The sequence below is a fragment of the Allobosea sp. 10N428 genome (genome assembly GCF_056394545.1).
On the sequence record NZ_JBFTIC010000006.1, the window covers coordinates 259,491 to 281,319 of the forward strand.

Annotated in this window: 18 protein-coding genes; 6 read left to right on the top strand and 12 right to left on the bottom strand. The window is 67.6% G+C overall.

Annotated elements, in window-relative coordinates:
* The gene (gene mutT, locus AC1DDA_RS19580) at positions 1-405 is read left to right on the top strand and encodes an 8-oxo-dGTP diphosphatase MutT (protein WP_476797013.1); all 405 of its coding nucleotides are present in this window, start codon (positions 1-3) and stop codon (positions 403-405) included.
* A 12-nt stretch (positions 406-417) separates the two neighbouring features.
* On the opposite strand, the gene AC1DDA_RS19585 is transcribed toward mutT, so the two are convergent.
* The 5 genes from AC1DDA_RS19585 to AC1DDA_RS19605 form a co-directional block, all read right to left on the bottom strand.
* Positions 418-1,116, bottom strand: coding sequence for a DUF930 domain-containing protein (locus AC1DDA_RS19585; protein WP_476797014.1), 699 nt, complete (start codon positions 1,114-1,116; stop codon positions 418-420).
* 103 nt (positions 1,117-1,219) lie between these two features.
* The gene (locus AC1DDA_RS19590; protein WP_476797015.1) at positions 1,220-2,422 is read right to left on the bottom strand and encodes a winged helix-turn-helix domain-containing protein; all 1,203 of its coding nucleotides are present in this window, start codon (positions 2,420-2,422) and stop codon (positions 1,220-1,222) included.
* 198 nt (positions 2,423-2,620) lie between these two features.
* Positions 2,621-3,145, bottom strand: a complete 525-nt coding sequence (locus AC1DDA_RS19595) for a CAP domain-containing protein (protein ID WP_476797016.1) — start codon at positions 3,143-3,145, stop codon at positions 2,621-2,623.
* Positions 3,146-3,149: 4 nt separating this feature from the next.
* On the bottom strand, positions 3,150-5,762 hold the full coding sequence (locus AC1DDA_RS19600; protein WP_476797017.1) for a DUF3772 domain-containing protein: 2,613 nt from the start codon (positions 5,760-5,762) through the stop codon (positions 3,150-3,152).
* A 220-nt stretch (positions 5,763-5,982) separates the two neighbouring features.
* Complete coding sequence (locus tag AC1DDA_RS19605) at positions 5,983-7,080, bottom strand: ROK family protein (RefSeq protein WP_476797018.1); 1,098 nt, start codon at positions 7,078-7,080, stop codon at positions 5,983-5,985.
* Between the two features lie 182 nt (positions 7,081-7,262).
* Between AC1DDA_RS19605 and AC1DDA_RS19610 the strand changes: the two genes are divergently transcribed.
* Positions 7,263-7,739, top strand: a complete 477-nt coding sequence (locus AC1DDA_RS19610) for a DUF2938 domain-containing protein (RefSeq protein WP_476797019.1) — start codon at positions 7,263-7,265, stop codon at positions 7,737-7,739.
* Positions 7,740-7,841: 102 nt separating this feature from the next.
* On the opposite strand, the gene AC1DDA_RS19615 is transcribed toward AC1DDA_RS19610, so the two are convergent.
* From AC1DDA_RS19615 to gloB, 3 genes are read right to left on the bottom strand one after another with little or no spacing between them, the layout of a single operon-like run.
* Positions 7,842-8,600, bottom strand: coding sequence for a GNAT family N-acetyltransferase (locus tag AC1DDA_RS19615; protein WP_476797020.1), 759 nt, complete (start codon positions 8,598-8,600; stop codon positions 7,842-7,844).
* A 1-nt stretch (position 8,601) separates the two neighbouring features.
* Entirely contained in the window at positions 8,602-9,057 is a 456-nt protein-coding gene (locus AC1DDA_RS19620; protein WP_476797100.1) for a cupin domain-containing protein, read from the bottom strand.
* Positions 9,058-9,065: 8 nt separating this feature from the next.
* A complete protein-coding gene (gene gloB / locus AC1DDA_RS19625) occupies positions 9,066-9,830 on the bottom strand; it encodes a hydroxyacylglutathione hydrolase (protein WP_476797021.1) in 765 nt (254 codons plus the stop codon).
* 160 nt (positions 9,831-9,990) lie between these two features.
* On the opposite strand from gloB, the gene AC1DDA_RS19630 reads away from it, so the two are divergent.
* The 4 genes from AC1DDA_RS19630 (at position 9,991) to AC1DDA_RS19645 (ending at position 14,544) form a co-directional block, all read left to right on the top strand.
* Positions 9,991-10,758 (top strand): class I SAM-dependent methyltransferase, encoded by a 768-nt coding sequence (locus tag AC1DDA_RS19630; RefSeq protein ID WP_476797022.1) that lies wholly within the window; start codon positions 9,991-9,993, stop codon positions 10,756-10,758.
* Positions 10,759-10,860: 102 nt separating this feature from the next.
* Positions 10,861-11,814: an acetyl-CoA carboxylase carboxyltransferase subunit alpha gene (locus AC1DDA_RS19635; RefSeq protein WP_476797023.1), complete on the top strand. Its 954-nt coding sequence runs from the start codon at positions 10,861-10,863 to the stop codon at positions 11,812-11,814.
* Positions 11,815-12,012: 198 nt separating this feature from the next.
* Positions 12,013-13,425, top strand: a complete 1,413-nt coding sequence (locus tag AC1DDA_RS19640) for a L,D-transpeptidase family protein (protein WP_476797024.1) — start codon at positions 12,013-12,015, stop codon at positions 13,423-13,425.
* 213 nt (positions 13,426-13,638) lie between these two features.
* A complete protein-coding gene (locus AC1DDA_RS19645; protein ID WP_441511623.1) occupies positions 13,639-14,544 on the top strand; it encodes a TorF family putative porin in 906 nt (301 codons plus the stop codon).
* A gap of 75 nt (positions 14,545-14,619) precedes the next feature.
* Here the strand turns inward: AC1DDA_RS19645 and AC1DDA_RS19650 are convergent, their stop codons facing one another.
* The 4 genes from AC1DDA_RS19650 to AC1DDA_RS19665 are packed head-to-tail and all read right to left on the bottom strand — an operon-like array spanning position 14,620 to position 21,706.
* Positions 14,620-15,291: an AroM family protein gene (locus tag AC1DDA_RS19650; protein WP_476797025.1), complete on the bottom strand. Its 672-nt coding sequence runs from the start codon at positions 15,289-15,291 to the stop codon at positions 14,620-14,622.
* Between the two features lie 59 nt (positions 15,292-15,350).
* Positions 15,351-17,021 (bottom strand): OPT/YSL family transporter, encoded by a 1,671-nt coding sequence (locus AC1DDA_RS19655; protein WP_476797026.1) that lies wholly within the window; start codon positions 17,019-17,021, stop codon positions 15,351-15,353.
* A 54-nt stretch (positions 17,022-17,075) separates the two neighbouring features.
* Positions 17,076-20,924 carry a hydantoinase B/oxoprolinase family protein gene (locus AC1DDA_RS19660; protein ID WP_476797027.1) on the bottom strand — a complete coding sequence of 1,283 codons (3,849 nt, stop codon included), beginning with the start codon at positions 20,922-20,924 and terminating at the stop codon, positions 17,076-17,078.
* Positions 20,921-21,706: an IclR family transcriptional regulator gene (locus tag AC1DDA_RS19665; protein WP_476797028.1), complete on the bottom strand. Its 786-nt coding sequence runs from the start codon at positions 21,704-21,706 to the stop codon at positions 20,921-20,923. The genes AC1DDA_RS19660 and AC1DDA_RS19665 overlap by 4 nt, the downstream gene beginning before the upstream one ends.
* Between the last annotated feature and the right edge of the window lie 123 nt (positions 21,707-21,829).

A 21,829-nucleotide genomic window follows, 5' to 3' on the forward strand; every position in this document is an offset into this window, starting at 1 on the left:
GTGAAGCTGCTCCTCGTCGTCGCCTGCGCTTTGATCGATGCCGACAACCGCGTGCTCGTCACGCGGCGCCCCGAGGGCAAGGCGCTCGCTGGCCTCTGGGAATTCCCCGGAGGCAAGCTCGAAGCGGGCGAGCGGCCGGAGCCGGCGCTGATCCGCGAGCTTCATGAAGAACTCGGCATCGCCGTGAAGGAGGACTGCCTCGCGCCGCTGACCTTCGCCAGCTACGCCTATCCCGAATTTCACTTGCTGATGCCGCTGTATATCTGCCGGCGCTGGGAAGGCAGCGTCGCCTCCCGCGAGGGCCAGGCTTTGAAATGGGTCCGCCCCGGCAAGCTGCGCGATCTCGCCATGCCGCCGGCCGACGAGCCGCTGATTCCGCCGCTGATCGACTTGCTGGGCGCCTGACGACGCGCTGCCTCAGTGCACGGCCGGCAGGCCGAGCGCCTCCCAGCGGGCCTGCGGAATCGGATCGCCAACCTGGAAGGCGAACGCCGTCACCCGCTTGAGATCGGGGGAAATCGTGCACTCGAAACGCAATCCGTACCAGCGACGCCTGCTACGGAAAGCCGCCCCCTCCGCCCGCATGATATGGCCGGCATAGCGGGTGTCGGCCGTTGCATAGGCACTGACGCGGTCGGGCTCGTAGCTGCGTTGCCAGGCATGGATCTGGCCCATCGCCTCCAACCCGCAAAGCTGCTCGGCGCGCTCATCTGGCGCCAGCCGCGGCAGCAGCGCCAACGCCTCCCGGCTGCGCGGATCGGCCAGAACCTGCTGCGACAGCAGGCGCCGCGGCCGGACCAGCCCGTCCGTTTCGGCCGAGGCCCGCGGCTCCGCGGGTGCCGGGGCTGACGGCAGGGGCAGTTGCGGAGCCGGCTGCAGCACCGGAGCAGGCTCGGCCGGCGGCGCGGGTGGCGGCGGCGGCGGGCGCATCATCGCCTCGAACTGCTCGGGCGTCTGCAGCTCGACATCGACGCTCTGCTCGACGAAGGCCGGCATCTTGTCGAACTGCTGGATAGCGACGGAGGCGAGCCACGCCAGCAGCGCCGCATGGACGAGCAATGCGGTTGGCAGGCCGGGATCGGGCATCGCCCGGCGCATGCGGCTCGCGGCCGGCATGGCTCAGGCCGCAGCCCGCGGCGGCACGAAATCACCGGTCCGGAAATTCGCCGTCATCCGCTCGTTTCGCGCCTTCCGCCCCCGATGGGCGCAACAGCGCCGATCAAGCCGACATTTTTGTGATCTCGGGCAGCGCCTCCAGCTCGGCTTCGCCCCGCCCGAGCTGGAAGCGCTCGAAGCGCTGCAGCTCCTCCTCGATCGCGGCCTTCAGCGCCGGCGTCTCACAACCGTCGAGCCAGCTCCATTGCTGCATCAGGAGCTTGCCGGCGGCGCGGTCGGTCTTGAGGTCGAGCACCGCGACGATACGGTCCCCCGCCAGTACCGGGAGGCCGAAATAGCCGTAAACCCGCTTCTCCTTCGGCAGATAGGCCTCGAAGATATGGGCGTAATCGAAGAAGAGCTTCGCCCGCTTGCGCTGGATCATCAGCGGATCGAAGGGCGAGAGGATGTGGATCAGCGTCTCTTCCGGCGCCTCCGACAACTCCAGCGATGCGGGCGTCGCCCAATGCTGCGTCTTGCCGGCGCCCTCCACCGCAACCTCGACAAGTTCCCTGCGCTTGACGCGGGCCGCGATCAGCTCGGCCACCGCCTTCTTGCTGGGCGCGTCGAGATGGCAGGCGGAATCGAGGCTGACGAGCCCCTGCGCGCTCAGGGCACGGTCGAGCTTGTAGGCGGTGACATGCCGCTCGCTCGCCGGTGTCGGCTTTTTCTCCCACTGGAAGTGCCGGTCGAACAGCTCATAGGTCTTGAGCATGCCGGAGCGCGCGGAAATCGCGAGCTCGCCATCGTAGAAGGCGCGCTCCAGCAAGCCCTTGGACGGCTTCTTGCTGGCCCATAGATGCGCCTTCTCGATCAGCTCCTCCTCGATGTCGCGGATCGTCAGCGCACCGTCCCTGCGGATGCGGCGCAGGAGCTTGCGCGTCTCCTCGCGCGCGCCGACTGCCGACCAGCGCTTCGGTTCCGCGCGATGCGCCTTCATCTCCGGCAGCAAATAGCGGATGTCGCGGGTCGGCACGTAGGAGAGGGCGTGCGTCCAGTATTCGAAGACGCTCTTCTCGACCGATTGCAGATGGGCGAGATCGGCCCGGCGATAAGCGGGAATGCGGGCATAGAGAATGTGGTGGTGGCAGCGCTCGATCACGTTGATCGTGTCGATCTGCACATAGCCGAGTTGCTCGACTGCCGCCCGCGCCGCGGCAGGCCCGGCCCCGAAGGGCTCGCGCGTATCAAGACGCTGGGCGTGCAGCCAGATGCGCCGGGCCTGTTGGGTCGTCAGGGAAAGGGGCTTGCGGGGTCGTGGAGGCATGATCCGCAGGCTAGCCTCGTCCGCGCCGCGCCGTAAGGGGCGCAGCCCGCAGCCGCTGACAGCCCGTGGCGGGAGCGAGAGCCCCCGACGCCAGAGCATTTTCGAGCGAAGCGAACGCCGGTTCGCGTGAAGAAAATGCAGCAAAATATAGAGATGGAGCACGTCCACGCTTCTGCGAAACGTGGAAGTGCTCCTGCGTCACGGCGCGACGATCAGCGCCCAGTAGACCTGATATTTCGAGCCCGGCGCATAGGCGGTCGCGATGCCCATGCGCTTGGCCCTGGCATCCTTCATGACGCGGTCGTGCTGGGGCGAGTCCCGCCAGCCGGAGAAGGCTTCGGCGAGGCGCCGGTAGCCGGCGGAGAGATTGGCCTCGGCCCCCGGTTGGCCTTCCCTGGCAAGCCGGGCCTTGACCGCATCGGCCTGCACCGGCTTGTCGGAGGCGGCCATCGCCGCCGCCTCGCGCTGCGCAGCCTCCACCAGCGCCGGGTCGAGCTTCAGCGTGCCGAGCCCGGCATTGAGACGATAGGCCGAGATCATCGCCCGCGCCTGCTCCGAATCGACCTGGGCCGAGGCGGAACCGAGGTCGCGATAGAACGCCGGCTGGCCCTGGCGCTGCGGCTCGGTGCAACCGGCTACACCGAGAAGGGCGAGCGCGCCGACCAGCGCGGCCGGGCAGGTCATCGCGCGCCGGCCGGCGGCGTGGCGCAAAAGGCTGGGCATCCGATCATTCCTTGCTGTCTTCTTTGGCGGATTCGTGCACAGGGAGCGGGGCGGGCTTCGCCGCTTCGGCGGTCTCCTCCTCGCTCTCCCCGGCCTCGGTCGGCTTGCGGGAACGACGAGCAGCGGCAGACGCGGCCGGCTTCACCGCCGCCCGCTTCGCCTGCCCGCCCGCATCTCGCCCGACCGCCGTAGCGATGCTGTCGAGGGAGTGCTCGACGCCTTCCAGCCCGCGCACGATCAATTCAGGCGTGGCGGCCGCCGGCTCCATATCGGCGAGGCGCTTGTGGATGGCAAAGTTCAGGTCGCTGGTCACGCGCCCGACGATTTCGACATCTCCCACCACGCAGACCAGCTCGAAATCCATCGTCGTGGTGCCGAGCTTCTTGAACTGCACGACCGGCGGCGGCTTCTGCATCACGTCGCCATGGTTCGCGGCGACCTCCGACAGCATAGCCCGCACCTGCCCCGCCTCCAGGGTGCGCGGAACGGAGAGCGCGATCAGCACGCGGCCGGTCCGGTCATTGCGGACGCGGTTGCGCACCACGCCCGAAATCAGGTTCGAGTTCGGGACGATCACCGTCGAGCGGTCGAAGGTCGCGATCTCGGTCGAGCGGACATTGATGCGTTTGACGATGCCTTCGATGTCGCCGACCAGGACCTGATCGCCGACGCGGATCGGCCGCTCCCAGAGCAGGATCAGGCCCGAGACGAAGTTCGACACCACCGACTGCAGGCCGAAACCGATACCGACCGAAAGTGCCGAAGCGACGAGCGTCAGACGCTCGAGACTCAGGCCCACCGCCGAGACCGCGATCGCCACCGCGCCGATATAGCCGACATAGCCCGCCGCCGTGCTGATCGAATTGCGCGACCCGGGATCGAGCGCCGTCGTCGGCAGGAACTGATTGTCGAGCCAGCGCTGCAGCCCCCGCGTCGCGGCGATGCCGAGCCCGAAGACGAAGGCGAAGACGACGATGGTCGAGAGCGAGATCGTGACGCCGCCGACCTGGAAGCCGAAGAAGGCGGCGCGCAGCGAAACCAGAAAATCGGTCGATTCCAGCCCCCAAGGCGCGAGCACCATGAGAACCGTAACGACGATCAGCAGGAGCTTCAGGACGCCGACACTGATAACCGCGACCTTGTCCAGCGTGGTGCTGCGCAGCCCCATGCCGGCCCTCAACGTCAGGGCGAAACGGCCCTTGCCCGTCAGGAGCCGTGGAAGGCCGAGATCGATGAACTGGAAGGCCAGCAGGAACAGGCAAGCGACGACGCCGATCCAGAGCGTCTGCTCGGCCAGGAAGGCGGCGAAGACGACATAGCCGCTGAGCGCCGAGGCGATGATCAGGAAGCCGATGATCCAGCCGAGAATCCGGACCGGGCCGAGGCTTGCCCCGTCCACCGGCACATAGGGGCCGAGGCAAGCCTCCTGCTCGACCTCGTCGTCATCGCGAATCTGGTAGAGCCCGGCGATCAGCGTCAGGGCGAAAAGAATGGCGAACAACGCCTTGACGATGATCGAGATTGCGAGGCCTGCGGCGATCGCCTGGAGCCAGGCCTCGAAGACCTTGCCGACCGACATCACGAGCGCGAGCGAAGAAGCGATCCAGACGACACTGCGGGCCGTCGGGTCGAGAACGCGGACCAGACGACGCTGCGGGCTGGACGGCGCGAACAGGGCATCGGCCAGCGCCTGGACGAAGGCGAAGAAGGCGAGGCCGACAACCAGGGCCCAGATCACCGGCTGGATGCGCGGCGGCAACAGCCCCGTCGTGCTCAGCGCCTTGTAGATCAGCCAGCTGGCCAGCACCGGCGGCGCCGCGCCCGCGACGATATGGGCGAGCGCTATATAGAGGCAATTCAGATTGCCGGCGTCCTGCGTGTTGCTGTAGCGCGCCTTGAAACGCGGCAGATAGCGTGCCCGGGCGACGTAGAGCAGGACGGCGCCGAGCAAAGCCAGAGCGACCACACCACCGCGCGTCCCGGAGAAGGCGTCCGTCACCCCTTCCAGCCAGCCGCCGAAGATGTAACCGGACGCCCGCAGATCCTCAGGCGCCGTCGCGACCGCGTTGCTCCAGACCTCCGGATTGGCGATGGAGGGCCCAGCGGCGAATAGAGTCTTGGCGAAGATTTCGCGGCGCTTGTCGCCGATTGCGCTCTGGAGCTGCTCCGCCTGAAGCAACGACGCCTTGGCGATCTTCAGCGTCTCGTCGGCGTCGGCATAGGCCTTGGCGCGGGCCTCGCGGTCACGCGTGATCTCGGCGCTTTCGGGCGGCGCATTGGCATCGGGCTTCGGGCCGAGCTGATCGAGGCGAAGCTTGGCCTGCTCGACCCGCGGCGTCTGTTCGGCGATGATGACGCGCAGCTGATCGAGCGAGGGCTGCAGGCGGATCCGCTGACGCTGCAGCTCCGTATCGCTCGCTTCCGGAGAGGCCAGCGTCGTCTCAATTTGCGCCAGCTCGGTGCGGACCGCATCGAGCCGCGCCCGTGCGCTGTTCGGATCGGCAGGGGTCGCAGCCGTCTGGGCAAAGGACGGCGCCGCGGCCGCCATAACCAGCGCGAGGAGCAGCAGGCAGGCGGCCAGAAGCCGCTGCAGGCTATGGAACGGTGCGTGTGCCATGCGCCCTGCCATGGTGGTGCAGCCCTGCTCCCCGGGATGATTCGGCTCGGGATCGACCCTCGGCACAGCCTTGCGCGCAAGGCAAGACGGAGAGCGGAATTCGGCGGCCGGCAAAGCGGATGCTCCTCGGATGGCAAGCGGACATGGCAAGCCAGATCGCGGCTGCGGCCCGCTCATCGCCGCAAAACACGACCTGAAGATGGCATGACCTATGCCGGGATCAGCGTTTGCCTGCTGCTTTGCCGGTTTCCTTGGCACTCGTGCGATTGCGATAGCTCGCATTGCCGAGCCCGGTCCCGATCGTCAGCACCGCCCAGTTTTCGACGTCCTGCATCGCCGGCATCTCGCTCAGTCCCTGGATGACGGCATCGTTGTGCATCACGATTTCCGTCTCGTGATCACCGATCTCCGGCACGAGTTCGCGGATGCTGTCGACGAGGTTGAAGCGGCTGCTTTCCCAGTTCCCTGGCAGGTTCTGCGCGCCGCGCTCGATCGCCCCGTCCGGCTGGATCAGGCCGGGACAGCCCACGCCGATGAAGGGCGCGACGCGCAGGCCCTCCTTCTCGGCATTCGCGATCTGGTCCCGCAGCATCTTGCCGAGACGCTTGATCGCCTCATCGCGGCTCGGCTGCTCATCGGCATGGCGCCAGAGCTCCGATTTCCAGACACGGGCCTTGCCCAGATCGGGCGCCTTCTGCTGCCGGAGCTCGACGATGCCGGCGCGGATGTTCGAGCCGCCGATATCGACAGCGACGAGGCTGTCGAAGGCCTCGAAGATCCATTTCGGCGCAAGATGCGCGCTTCCGACCAGACCCGCCTCGTCCGGATGATGGCTGACGGGCACGAGATCGAGATCGCGGCCATCGGTACGCAGGATGATCGCGGCCCGCGCGATGGCGAGCTCGCCGACGCGGCTCTCGCGGAAGCCCCCGCCGACGACGATGCGCTCGACAGCGGCCCAGCTCTTCAGGCGCGCGAAGCGGCGGATGACGAAGGCAAGCGATTGGGCGAAGCCCTCGACAGCGCTCAGCACCAGAGCGGCTTCGGCGGCCTCGCCCTCCTTGATCAGCGCATCGAGCTCCTTCTTGCTGATCTCGGCGGTCTTGCCCTTCAGCGGATCGTCGCCGTTGCGTTTCAGATGGCTGCGCAGCGCATCGAGATGCTCGACGAAAGCACCGCGGCTCGCCTTGTCGCCGACGAAGCCATCATCGTCCCGCACCTCCAGATTGTAGCTGGTGACGGTGACCGAGGGCAGCTCGGCAGCGCCATGCGGCCCGGTCCCGGCATTGCGTGGTTGTTCGGCATTCGCTGTGGCCATGAAGAATCTCCCCCGCGGTTTCGCGAAGGCAACCCGGCAACGGCGCGCGGGGTTCCGACGCCAGGGCGATGCGCCACATGCAGCCCGCACCCCGCGCAGACAGGTAGGCGCTGCAGTTGACCGCCGCCACAATCGCCGCTCCAACAGGCAAGAGCCGCGGCAGGCGGCCTTGGGGGCGGAACGTGTCTGATCTGATTTTGCGCATGATCGTCATCGGGGCAGGCGCGACGGCGCTCACCGATCTCTGGGCGCAGCTGCTGCGACTTTTCGGGCTGCCCAAGCCGAACTGGGCGATGCCGGGGCGCTGGTTCGCCCATCTGCCGCGTGGCCGCATGTGGCATGCCGACATCGCCAAATCCGAACCGGTGGCAGGCGAGCTCGCCATCGGCTGGATCTGCCATTATCTCGTCGGCATCGCCTTCGCGGGCGTCGTCCTCGCGATCTGGGGCGCGGACTGGGCCCGCAACCCGACCTTCCTGCCGGCGCTGATCGTCGGCTGGGCCACGATCGGCTGCGGCTGGTTCATCCTGCAGCCCGGCATGGGCATGGGTGTCGCCGCCTCGAAGAAGCCGAATGCCGGTCAGATCCGCCTGCTCAACTTCGTCAGCCACACCCTGTTCGCCGTCGGGCTCTATGGCACGGCGCTGCTGATCCGCTGAGCTGCTCGCCGTCATGCTCGGGCTTGAGCCGAGCATCTCGTGACACGAAGGCTCCGGCGTCTCCGGCCAGAGATTCTCGGAACAAGCCCGAGAACGACGGCTTCAGTCGAGCAGACGGGTCTCGTAGCTATAGAGCTGGCGGAAGCCGAGGCTGCGGTAGAGATTGATCGCGACGGCGTTGCTCTGCTCCACCTGCAGATAGGCATCGCCACAGCCCATCGCCCCGGCCCAGCCCAGCAGCCCCCTGACGATCTTGCGGCCATAGCCATGGCCGCGATGATCGGGGTGAACGCAGATCAGGCCGATCTCGGCCATGCCACGCTCGGCCACGCTCATGCCGAAGGCGACGGCCTCGCCCTCGACCAGCCAGGTGGCGAAGGCAGCCGGCAGCCTGACTTTCTCGACGATCGCGGCGAGATTGCCGACATGGGTCTTGATGCCGCTCTGGAGAGCGGCGACGCCGGCGGTCCATTCCAGGCTCGGCCGCGCCTCGATCTGCAATTCGGGCTCTTCGGAAACGTCGAGGCCGGCGAGCGGCGCGATGAGGCCGAAGGACTTGTCCTTGACCCGATAGCCGCGCTCCAGCACTGCAGCGCGGGTCGCCTCGGTGACGAGCGGCGTCAGCCGGATGCTCGGCGCCAACCCATCGGCGCGATAGAGTTCCGCGATCAGATCGAGCGTCGCATCGTCGAGCTCGGCGCCATAGACCAGCGGCGTTGCCGAATTGGCCCGGCCGGAATAGCCATTGGCGAAACGCAGCGCCCAGTCTCCGACGATGAGCGTCGACAGGGCTGGCCAGGCATTGATGATCCGCCGCTCGCAGCCGAGCACGAGCGCGCTGTCTTCCGTCTTCGTCAGCATCTCATCCCTCCGCCGGCTTGCGCGGCGTCGGCCGCCAGCCCGGCGGCGCCATCTCGAAACCCGAGAACTCGAAGCCTGGCGCGACCGTGCAGCCGACCAGCGTCCAGGCGCCGAGCGAGGTCGCACTCTGCCACCAATCGGCGGGCACCACGAATTGCGGCCTTTGGCCGGCGGCAAGCTCAGTGCCGAGATAATGAGCCGAGGCGTCGTGGCCATTCGACGAGACCGTGATGACCAGCGGCGCGCCGGCATAGTGATGCCAGATCTCGGCGGCATCGACGCGATGCCATTCCGAGGTCTCGCCAGTGTCGAGTAGGTAATAGATCGCGGTCGAGAAGCCCCTGCCCTCCGGCCCGGCCGGATCGCGGAAGGTCTCGCGGTAATGGCCACCCTCGGGATGGGGCTTCAGTTCGAGGAGCCGGATGACCTCCGCCGCCGTCAGCCCGTCCAGCTGCATCGGCATGGTCAGAACCGGTTCTTGGCTTCGCGCAGGGCCGCGAAGACCTTGTCGGCCGAAGCGCCCGCCAGCCCGACGGAAGCGGCGAGCGCGCCCTCGCCGGCCCGGAAGAACGGGTTGGTCGCCTGCTCGTCCGCCACCGTGGTCAGCGCCCAGAAGCGCCCCTCCGCCTTGGCCTTCTCGGCCTCGGCGAAGCGCGCCTTGAGCGCCTCGTTCGCCGGATCGACCGACCGGGCGAAACGGGCATTGGCCAGAGTGTAGTCATGGCCGCCGAGCAGGCGCGTATCGCCCGGCAGCGCCATCAGCCGCGACAGCGAGGCCCACATCCTGTCCATCTGCCCCGGCTGGACCCGCCCGCAGCCCATGACGAAGACGACGTCGCCGACAAGCGCGAGCTTCGCGCCGCGCCCGACATAGCTGAGATGGCCGTCGGAATGGCCGGGCGTATGCCAGGTCTCGAAACGCTCCCCGCCCAGCGCGACGACATCGCCCTCGCCGACCACCGTGTCGAGCGGCGCACTGGCGCGGGCGTCAGCCGGGCCGATAACCTTGGCGCCGGTTGCCTGCTTCACCTCCGCGACGCCCTGCGTGTGATCGTGATGCGCGTGGGTGATGAAGATGTCGCTGATCGTCCAGCCCTTCTGCCGGGCCGCGGCCAGCATCTCGCCGGCATCGGGCACGTCGATGGCTGCGCAGGCGCCGGTGCCGGGATCGTGGAGCAGCGCGCCGGCGTTGTCGCTGAGCGTGCGGAAGATGTGAAGGTCGAGCGGCATGGCTTCCTCCGGCAGGGTCGGCCCGACGGGCCGATGAATGATCGTCTTCTTGAATGGGCCATGCCCGGCGCCCGATCAACCCGCAGCAACGCAGCCGGCACCTGCCGCTGCTGCCACGCGGCCCTTGCGTTCGGCCGCCGCGCGTTCCATCTCAAGCGCCATGCCTCTCGACGTCGTCGATCTGCGCGCCTTCTATGCCAGCCCGCTCGGCCATGTGGCCCGGCGCTTCATCGGCCGGACGATGCTGCGCTTCTGGCCGGACTGCTCGCGCCAGCGGCTCCTCGGCCTCGGCTTCTCGACGCCCTATCTCTCCGTGCTCGGCATGCAGGCCGAGCGGACCATCGCCTTCATGCCGGCGGCGCAGGGCGTCGTGAACTGGCCGACGCCCGGCCTCTCCGCCTCGGCCCTGGTCGAACCGACGCTCTTGCCGCTGCCGACCGCCTCGATCGACCGGGTCGTCCTCGTCCATGCGCTCGAGGAGACGGAAAGCCCGGACGACCTGCTCGACGAAGTCTCGCGCGTCCTCAGTCCCGGCGGGCGGATGATCCTGGTCGTGCCCAACCGGCGCGGGCTCTGGGCCCGGATGGACGGCACGCCCTTCGGCCAGGGCCGCCCCTTCAGCCGCCGGCAGCTCTCCGCCCTGATGCGCGCCGCCGAATTCTCGCCGGAGCATTGGACGGAGGCGCTTTATGTCCCGCCGCTGCAGCGGCGGCTCCTGATGCGTTCCGCCCCGGTCTGGGAACAGATCGGGGCCGGCCTCTCGCTGCCCTTTGCGGGCGTGCATGTCATCGACGCGACCAAGCAGTTCTACCGGCGCGCGCCCCTGCGCGCGACGCGGCGCAGCTTCGCGTTGCGGCCGGTCCTGCTGCCGCAGCCGGCTCCCACGCCGCGCGCAGCGGCCGCGCCGACGGAAAGCCGAACGGGTTGACATTTTCGCCGGGTCGCGGCCAAGGTCCGCCGCCTTTCGCGCCGGTTGTGCCGTAAACCGCTGTTCCGCCCGATTTTCGCGCGGATTCTGAACTGGATCACGATGCGTAGCTATCTGGATTTCGAGAAACCGGTCGCCGAACTGGAGGCGAAGGCGGATGAATTGCGGGCACTCGAGGCACGCGGCGACGGCATTTCCCTGTCGGAAGAGATCGGCAAGCTCGACGCCAAGGCCAACCAGGCTCTGAAGGACATCTATGCGGCGCTGACGCCCTGGCAGAAGACGCTGGTGGCGCGCCATCCGCAGCGCCCGCACTTCAAGGATTACTGCGCCGGGCTGATCGAGGAATTCACGCCTCTCGCCGGCGACCGCGCCTTCGGCGAGGACGAGGCCATCGTCGGCGGCTTCGGCCGCTTCCGCGGCGAGCCGGTCTGCATCATCGGCCAGGAAAAGGGCGATTCGACCGAGACCCGCATCCGGCACAATTTCGGCATGCCCAAGCCCGAAGGCTACCGCAAGGCGGTGCGCCTCGCCGAAACGGCCGACCGCTTCGGCCTGCCGGTGCTGAGCTTCGTCGACACCGCCGGCGCCTATCCCGGCATCGAGGCCGAGGAGCGCGGCCAGGCCGAGGCCATCGCCCGTTCGACCGAGACCTGGCTCGGGCTGCGCAGCCCCAGCGTCGCGCTCGTCATCGGCGAGGGCGGCTCGGGCGGCGCCATCGCCATCGCCGCCGCCAGCCGCGTGCTCATGCTGGAGCATGCGATCTACTCGGTGATCTCGCCGGAAGGCGCGGCCTCTATCCTCTGGCGCGACACCGGCCGCGCGCAGGACGCGGCGACCGGCATGAAGATCACGGCGCAGGACCTGCTGAAGTTCGGGATCATCGACCGGATCGTGCAGGAGCCGACGGGCGGCGCCCATCGCGACGCGCACGCGGCTATCAGCCGCGCGGGCGATGCGATCGCAGCTGCGCTCGGCGATCTCGCCGGCCTCGGCGGCGAGGATATCGTTGCAAAACGCGCCGAAAAATTCCTCGCGATCGGGCGCAATCTCTGAGCAATCTTTGCGCGCGATATCTCGCACCGGCGAAAGCAGGATTCTTTACCGGCCGTTGACCATGTGGCCAGACGGGGCAAGCCTATGGTAAGGAACCCTCAAGGCTAACGCTTCTACAACGAGTCGACGGGCACAATTTGGCCCTCTTGCGAAGTCACAGGTCGCACTCTGGGCCTGCCGTTCGATGGGAATGACGACGTGGCAATCAAGCAACTCGCGCTAGTGGCTTTTGTTGCATTGACGCTGGCGGCCTGTGAGGAGGAGCGTTATCGCGGCTCCGCCCGGCACAACATCCCGATCCCGACCGCGACCTACGCGCTGATGTCCGAGAAGGGCATGAGCAAGGATCAGCCCATTCTGATCCGCTCCTACAAGAAGGAGTCGGAGCTCGAGGTCTGGAAGCGCAAGGCCGACGGCCAATACGCCCTGCTCAAGACCTTCCCGATGTGCCGCTGGTCCGGCCAGCTCGGCCCGAAGGTGCGCGAAGGCGACCGCATGGCGCCCGAGGGCTTCTATGCCATCGCGCCCCAGCAGATGAACCCGAACTCGTCCTATTACGTGTCGTTCAACATGGGCTACCCCAATGCCTATGACCGGGCGCATGGCCGCACCGGCGCGCATCTGATGGTCCACGGCGCCTGCTCCTCGGCCGGCTGCTACTCGATGACGGACGACCAGATCGGCGAGATCTACGCGCTGGTGCGCGAGGCGCAGAATGCTGGCCAGCGCGCCGTGCAGATGCAGGCCCTGCCCTTCCGGATGACGCCTGAGAACCTCGCCAAGCACCGTCTCGACCCGAACATCGCCTTCTGGAAGAACCTGAAGGAAGGCACGGACTATTTCGAGGTCACCCGGAATGAGCCCGCCGTCGCCRTGGCCGGCGGTCGCTATGTCTTCAACGGCGGCTCGGCTCCGGCCGCCGTCGCCGCGAAGCGCCAGCAGGACGAGGTCCAGGTCGCCTCGCTGGTCGCCAAGGGCACGCCGGCGATCCGGCTGATCTATGATGACGGCGACCAGCACGCGTCCTTCAAGCAGACGCTGCTCTCCGGCGGCTCCGACGCGCTCAACCGCTCCGCTTCCTGGGCCTCGAAAGATGTCGGCGTCAGCCGCGCCGACGCCCTGTCGATCGGCCCGCGCGTCGTCGTGCTCGACGACAAGGGCCAGGCGAAGGCCACTATCCGCGCCGCTTCGGCCGACAATGACGCCGTTCTCGCCGCCATCGCCGCCGCCCCGGCGGAAGTGGCCGCCAAGCCTGCCGCCGCGCCGCGCCCGGCAGCAGCTCCGGCTGCGACCCAGCTGGCCAAGGTCGCGCCCGGCAACGCCCTCCAGGCGCCGGTTCTCGCAAGCGCGGGTTCGACGCCGGTCGCGACGGTGGCTCCCGCAGAGGAAAAGCCCCTGCTGCAACGCGCGCTCAGCTTCATGCCGGTCTTCGGCGGCGGCTCCAGCGCTACGGCCGACCAGGGTGTCGGCAGCGCGCCGATCGCATCGGTCGTTCCGGCGACGCCGACAGCCACCAGCGCCCCGCTCCCGCCGCGCCGGGCCAATGGGCTCAAGACGTCCAGCCTGGACCAGTCCACGGCCGGCTATGCAAGTCAGGCCGCGACGCGCTGACCCATCGAAAACAGTCACTGGTCGCGTGACGCAAATGCAACAGCGCAACGGATAAAACAGGCTTGCTTATTTCGCAGGCGCGAAGGCCCTCCTTTCGGGGGCCTTTGCTTTTTGCGTGGGCGAAGCGCCCAAAACCTCGTCTTGCCCAAGTCGGTCTCGTCCGCTTGCTGGGACGACAGCGCAAATCAATGCGCGGCAAGGGGGTTCCTGCAGATGTCCGTTCGTTTCCGTTCCTCGATTCTAGGACTGGGTCTGGCCGCCGCTGTCGGCGTGGCACAGGCCTCAGACCTGCCGAGCAAGAAAGGCCCGCCGCCCGCCCCGGTCGTTCCGGCGATCACCTGGTTCGATATCGCCCTCAGCGTGAAGGGCATGACCGACTACAATTTCCGCGGCATCTCGCAGACCGATCGCAAGCCGGCTATCCAGGGCGGCGCCGAGCTGCAGATCTACAACAATCTGTTCTATCTCGGCGTCTACGGCTCCAACGTCGATCTCGCGACGAGCCCGACCGCGGAGATCGACTTCTACGGCGGCATCCGGCCGAAATTCGGCGACCTCTCCTTCGATTTCGGCGTCTGGCAATATTACTATCCCGCCGAAAAGCAGTTGATCGACGGCGCCGGCGTGTTCTGGACGCCGAAGAACACCGACTTCACCGAAGTCTACGGCAAGGTCTCCTACACCTTCGCCGAGAGCCTGACGCTCGGCGCCAACGTGTTCTACGCCTGGGATTGGCTCGGGACCGGCGCGAGCGGCACCTACGCCTCGCTGACGGCCAAGTACAGCCTGCCCTTCCTCGAGGGTCTCTCGGTCTCCGGCGAGCTCGGCCATTACTGGCTCGGCACCACCAACCTCGCGATCTGGTCGACTGTGCCGCCGACCAACCTGCCCGACTACACCTACTGGAACGCCGGCGTCTCCTATACCTGGAAGAACGTTACCGCCGACCTGCGCTACCACGACACCGACCTGTCCAAGAACAACTGCTTCCTGCTGACGGCCGATCCGCGCGGCATCGCCACCGGCACGGGTCGTTCCAACTGGTGCGGCGCCGCCGTCGTCGCGACGCTCTCCTTCGACATCACCGCCAGCAGCCTCGGCGTCTTCGCCGCAAAGTAAGCCTCCAAGCGGCCCAGCCCCAAGAAAGGCCGCCTCACAGGCGGCCTTTCTCATTCTGGCAGGACGACGGCGCCGTCAGACGATCTCGGACACCAGCTTGGCGATCAGGCTGTTGGAAAGGATCACCGGCAGGCCGGCCTCCGCCGCCTCGTGGCGATGACGCTCGACGAAGCCCATGCAATCCATCAGCAGGATTTCGGCCCCGCGTCCGGCCAGTTCGCGCGCGGCTTCCGCAACCGAAGCCCCCGCGCCGCCATAGGGGGAGGCAGCGGCATAGAGAGGCGCCCGGCCGAGCGGCGCCCATTTGCCGGCCTCTGACGAAATCTGTTCGGCCAGAGGCACGATGATCCCCAGCTGCGCGCCCTGGGTCAGCGCCGCCACGGCCGGCGGCAGGATGCGGTCCGGCTCGACGAGCCACGCCTTTTGCGTGCTCAGGCTTTCGAAATGGCCGGTGCAGAGCATCAGGATAGTGCCGCAGCCCTCGGCCTCCAGCAGCGCGAGCTTGCGCTGCGCCGCCTTCTCGGTCCGGGTGCGGTCGATGACGACTGCGCTGCCGTCGAGCAGCTTCGTGATCAACACCGGCTGGCCGGGCACTGCGGCGAAATCGCGTTCGATCTCAGCCCGGCTGAGACCGTCCAGCACGCCGGCATGGCGTTGGGGCAGGTCCGCATTGAGCACGGCATCCAGGATCGGCGTGATGTCGGCCCGCGGCGCCTGGCCGATGGTGAGGGTTCCGAGCTTGCTCATGGTCTCGTCCTGCACAGAAGAAAAAGGCCCGGGCGGTTTCTCGTCCGGGCCTCGGTCCCTCAACGCTTCCAGAAATTCTTCGAGACGGAGTCGAAGAAGGAGAAGATCGCGTCGCCGGCGATGACGCCAGCGGCAAAGACCTCCATATCGCCCTCGCCGCTCTTGCCGCGCAGCTTTTCCCAGACCACGCGGCAGAGGATGCCGGCCAGCACCGCCCAGCCCGCCATCGGGAAGCTGATCAGAAGGCCGGTGGCAAAGAGTACGCCGATCTGCCGCTTCGGCCCGCCGATGAACTGCAGGATCGCGCCGGGAATCGCCCAAAGGAAGAGCTGCCAGGCGACGCCATCAGCAACGCCGGCCTTGATCGTCGCGGCATAGACCTTGTTCACGGGGGCGACGAGGTTCTGGTCGAAGAAGGACTGGTACGAGAACAGCACGACCGCGCCGGCGACGACGAAGGCGAACATCGCGGCGAAGAGCTGCTGGCGGCGGCCATCAAGCTCGAAGGCCGGGTCGGCGCCATTGCCGCGCAGCAAATAGCCGGCCTTCAGATCATAGCCCATATCGGCGAAGGCAGGCCCGGTCGCGGCCGAGAAGCCGACGAGCAAAGCCAAGGCCGGCATCGGGAAGCCGATGAGCATGCCGATGATCAGCGTGATCAGCGCGACCGCGAAAGCCGGGAACCAGCCGGAATGCATCGCGGCGAGGCCGACGATCAGCTCATGCACATAGGCCGCGAAGGCGGCGTAGAGCACGAACAGGATCAGCATGCCCACTGACATCTCGCTCATCAGACCGCCAACCAGCGCAATGAAGATGGCGATGGCAAGATAGCCGATCGTGCCGAGGCCGAGCGCACGGCGCACCTCCGCATCGCCAACGCCTGCCTTTGGCTCGTTCTTCTTGGCATCGCTCGGTCGCAACAGCAGCAGCGCGACCTGCAGCAGCGCGACGAGGCCGGCGCCGATCATGAAGCCGTGCGGGATATAGGCGGCCATCAGGTCGCCCTTGGGAATGATGGTCTCGAAGAGCGGGCCCCCGAACAGCTGGCCGGAATAGCCGCGCAGCAGCAGCCCGACGCCGAACATCGTGAGCGCCCAGACATTGCCGATGAAGGCGACGCCGAAGGCCGACATCGGGATGCCGGTGACGGCGGCCGAGCCGGCGAAGCCGATCCAGGCCAGCGGGATCTTGATGAAGGAGGCGACGACGCCGGTGCCGAAGCCGATGCCCATCAGCACCGCCTTGCGGCCGCCCTCGTCGCCGGCCTTGATCGCCTCGGCGGCGGCGACGCCCGGAGGCCAGGCGCCCGTCGCCGGGAAGACGCGGGAATCGAACATCCGGTAGAGCAGATAGGCATCGAGCAGCATCGCGAAGAAGGCGCCGGCCAGCATCGGCAGCACCAGATCCGGCCGGCCGAGCAGCCAGGGAATGCCGACCGGCAGGAGCAGGCTGTTCGCCGCGCCAAAGGTGGCCGAGGAGATCGCGCTCTGAGCCAGGTTCTGCACATGGATCGAGCGGTAGCGGGCAAAGATCGCGAGCGGCACGCGCGCAAGCGCCATGGCCGCGAGCGCGCCGATCAGCGAGGTATTGGCGGTGATGCCCAGCGACACCAGAAGCTGCATGCCGATGATCGCGCCGAAGACGCAGAGCACGGCGATGAGCAGCAGCGTCGCCGGCTCGAACAGGCTGGGGTGCCGCCGAGGCACCCCTTCAGTCGGATTGTTCATGCCTCGGTCCCCATAATCGCCCCTTGCGGGCTGTTTGCGTTTCGATGCAGCCCGTCAGGCAACCAGGATGCCGGCCTTGGCCTCGCCGACGTCCTGCGTGGCATGCGCTCCCTGCACGCCGTAGTCCCGCTTGGCCGCGTCGGGCGAGACAAGGCCGAGCGCGATGTCGCGGGCGATCGCCTCCCGCGAGCGTTCCGCGGCCGGGCCGTAGCCGGCGCCGCCGGCGAGCACGAGTTCGACGATCTCGTGCGGCTGCTTGACCTGGACGAGCTCGCCGGTGCCGACGTCCTTCAGCACATGGCCCTGCTCGTCGATGACCCGGCCCGAGGCGCCGCCGCCGGCCTTGCCGCCGAACAGGCCGGGGATCGGGTTGTTGACCCCTTCCGGATAGAGCGAGACCAGCGTCGGCAGCCCGTCATCGGAGAGCTTGCGCAGCCGCACGCGCTGACCGAGACCGCCGCGATGCTGCCCGGCGCCGCCGGAGTCGGTGAGATAGGTCTTTTCGACCACCAGAACCGGCACGCGCGACTCGAAGGTCTCGATCGAGGTGTTCGCCGCCGAGGTCGGGTAGAGCAGTCCCGACTTGCCGTCGCCATGGGCCGAGCCGCCCTGGCCGCCACCGACGAAGAGCATGTCGGAATAGGTGTCGCCGGCCTGGTCGCGGCCATAGACGCTCGCCGCGACGGGCAGGCCGGTGAAGGCCTGCACCTGCTTCGGCGCCGCCTTGGACAGCGCGCGGAAGATGTTCGGCGCCAGATACCAGCCGGTGCGGGTGCGCAGGTTCACCGCCAGCGGCTTGTCGCAGTTCAGGATCGAGCCCTTCGGCGCCTCGATCGAGAAGGCGCGGTAGCAGCCGGCATTGCCGCGCACTGATGGCGTCAGCATGCATTTCAGCGGATAGGTCGCATGCGCCATCGTGTAGTTGAGCGTGCAGTTCAGCCCGCCCTGCGGGAGCTGCGGCGGCGCGCCGGCGAAGTCGAGATGGATCGTGTCGCCCTTCACTGTCAGCGCCAGCGGATAGGTCATCGGCGTGCCCAGCGGGTTGTTGGAGACGGTGCCGTGATAGGTTCCATCAGGCAGCGCGCGGATCGCCTCGCGCATCGCCCTTTCCGAGCGGCTCTGCACGACATGGGCGAGGGCCCTGAGATCCTGCATGCCGTAATCGGTGAGGAAGGACTGCAACCGCTCGGCGCCGATCGCGTTGGCCGCGACGAAGGAGTGGAGATCGCCGAGTACCTGCTCGGAGTTGCGCACGTTCTCAGCCAGCAGGCGCACCAGCGTCTCGTTGATCCGGCCGGCCTCGTAGAGCTTCATCGGCGGGATCTGGAAGCCTTCCTCGTAGATCTCGCGAGCCCGCAGCGAGTCCTTGGTGCCGCCGATGTCGGAGACATGGCCGACGGTCCCCATCAGCCCGACGACGCGATTGCCGAGGAAGACCGGCGTCACCACCGCGATGTCGAAGAGATGGCCGGCGCAGAGCCAGGGATCGTTGGTGATGAGCACGTCGCCGGGCTTCAGCGTCTGCGCCGGATAGCGCTCCAAGAGCGCCTTGACCGCGCGCGGCAGCGTCAAGTTGAACACCGGCATGGCGCGGGGCGAATGCGCCAGCGTCTCGCCTTCAGGGTCGAGCAATTCGCAGGCGAAGTCCTGCGCTTCCGAGATCACCAGCGAGAAGGCGGTGCGGCAGACCGTCAACCACATCTCCTCGACGACGTTGATCATCCGGCTCCACATGATCTCCAGCGAGATCGGATCGGCCTCGATCCGGCGCGCGGCCTCAGCCAGCGGCATGTCGGCGGTGATCGTCGTCTCGGCCGCGTTGGGCTGGGCGACATGGATGATGAGGTTCAGGACGTCGTCGATGGCGACGCTGTCGCCGGGCGGGACGATCGTGGTCGCCTCGCGCTCCTCGATGATCGCCGGGCCCTTGACGGTGTCGCCGGAACGCAGGGCGTAGCGATCATAGACCACCGCGTCGCTCCAGCCGCCCTCGAACCAGGCGCGGCGGCTGCCCTTGATCTTGGCGGCCGCATTGCCGCCGCCGGCCGCGCCGGAGAGCGAGAGCGTCGGAACCGGACCGGCGCAGCGGACGCGGAAGTTGATCGCCTCCAGCCGCGCGCCCTCATAGACCGAGGTGTAGCGGGCGGAATAAGCCTTGCTGAAGGCCGCGCGGATGGCATCCAGGCTCGACGCATCGATGGTGCCTGATGGCAGCGGCACGGAGATGTCGTGCATCTGGCCGACAAGGCGCATATCGGCCGTGCGTTCGACCGTGACGTCGCCGGGCTTCACCCCTGCTTCTATCAGGTGCTTGCGACCTTCCGTTTCGAGCTGGCCGAGCATCGCGTTGACCGCGGCGGCATCGAAGCCTTCCGAGAACTCGACGGGCAGCGAGCGCACCATGTCGAAGGAGAGCGGCGCGGCAAGGAAGCCGAGCGCCGAGGCCGCGCCGGAGGCCGGCGGGATGATGACCTGCTTGACGCCGAGCACGCGGGCGACGTCGACCGCATGCGCCGGGCCGGCGCCGCCGAAGCCGACCATGGCGTAATGGCGGGGGTCCTTGCCCTTCTCGACGAGATGGACGCGGGCGGCTGCGCCCATGCTCTCGACCACGACCTTGTGGATTCCCCAGGCGGCTTCCTCGACGGAAAGGCCAAGCGGCGCGGCCACTGTCGAGACGGCCTTGCGCGCAGCCTCCAGATCGAGCGCCATGCGCCCGCCAAGGAAGAATTTCGGATCGTAATAGCCGAGCACGAGATTGGCGTCGGTCACGGTCGGCTTCACGCCGCCCATGCCGTAGCACGCCGGACCGGGATCGGAACCGGCCGAATGCGGGCCGACCTTGAGCAGGCCGACCTCGTCGATGGCGGCGATCGAGCCGCCGCCGGCGCCGATCTCGATCATGTCGATGACGGGGGCCTTGATCGGCAGGCCGGAGCCCTTGGCGAAGCGGTTGACCCGGCCGGCTTCGAGCATCGGCGCGATCTCGGCGCGGCCATCCTCGATCATGCAGGCCTTGGCCGTGGTGCCACCCATGTCGAAAGAGATCACGTCCTTGTGGCCGGCGAGCTCACCGAACAGCGCCGTGGCGAGGCCGCCGCCAGCCGGGCCGCTTTCGAGCAGACGGATCGGGAAGGTGCGCGCCGTCTCGGGCGAGACGAGACCGCCGGCCGAATGCATCAGCCGGAGCGCGCCGGTGAAGGAGCGGGCCGCAAGCTCGCGCTCCAGCCGCTGCAGATAGCGGCGCATCAGCGGCTGGACATAGGCATTGGCCGCCGTGGTGACGAAGCGCTGGTATTCCCAGATTTCGGCGACGACCTCGCTCGACAGCGAGACGGTGAGTTCCGGGCAGGTCTCGCGGACGATGCGGCCGGCTTCCTGCTCATGCGCCGGATTGCGGTAGCTGTTGAGGAAGCAGATCGCGATCGCCTCGCAGCCAGCAGCTTCGAGCTCGCGGGCGGCCTTGCGCACCGCTTCCGCATCGAGCGCAGTCACGACCTTGCCGTCGCGGTCGATGCGCTCGGCCACTTCGAGGCGATGCTCGCGGGAGACCAGCGGGTCGGGGAAGGTTAGGAACAGGTCGTAGATGTCGTAGCGCTGCTCGGTCCCCATTTCGAGGATGTCGCGGAAGCCCTTGGTGGTGATCAGGCCGAGCTTGGAGCCCTTGCGCTCGATCACGGCGTTGGTGACCAGCGTCGTGCCGTGGACGATGTCGCCGACATCGGCGAGCGTGATCCCGGCCATATCGACGAGCTCGCCGAGGCCGATCAGCGCGGCTTCGGAGGGATCGTGCGGCGTGGTCAGGCGCTTGTGCAGCCGGACCGAGCGCTCCTGCGAGTCGTAGAGGATGAAATCGGTGAAGGTGCCGCCGATGTCGAAGCCGATGCGCCAACGATTGCTCATGGAGCGGTCTCCGCGATGGGAAGGTTCAAGGGAAAGAAGCGCTTGTCCTGGGTCAGGGCCGCGATCTCGGCGCCGCCCTCCCCCAGCGAACGGATGATGGCGAGGCGCTCGGCCGGCTCCACCGTGGCGGCTGGGAAGGAGATGCAGATCGCCACCTCGTCGCCGCTGACGGGATCGCCGACGGCGACCGAGATGGCTCGCACGCCGCGCACCGCCTCGTCATGGGATTCGGCAAAGCCCGCGCTGCGGACGACCGCGAGGCGCGCCAGAAGCTCGTCCATGGTCTGCGGTGCGGTCTCTGAGGGCGCGGTGAAGCCGGCCGGATAAAGCGCGCGAACCTCGTCGTCCGAGAGCCGAGCGAGCAGGGCGCGGCCGGTGCTGGAGGCGAAGGCGGGGATGCGGTCGCCGATCGCGGTGACGACGCGCAGCGCATGGCTGCCGGGATGGGCGGTGACGCCGACGATCTCGTTGCCGCGCCGGACGCTGATATAGCCGGTATGGCCGATCTGATCGGAGATTCTGCCGACCACAGCATCGGCGCGGTCGATCAGCGAGGCCGCGAAACGATAGAGATGCCCGACCTGATTGAGCAGCAGCGAAGGGCGATAGCGCTTGCTGTCGCCGACGGTTTCCAGCAGCCCCTCGTCCCGCATCGCCCGCAGCAGCCGCGAGGCGTTGCTCTTCGGCATGCCCAGCAGCGACACGAGATCGGTCACCGTCACATCGTGACGCGTGCTGGAGAAGCAACGAAGCACATCCACGGCCGACGACAGGATGGACATCGGGATCGGTCCTAAAAGTTCCATTAAACGGAACTTGAGTTGCAATAAAAGGAACGATACGCCGGTTAATGAAGATGTCAATCCTGTGATCCCGCCCGATCGCAACGCGCTCGGCCGTCTCGA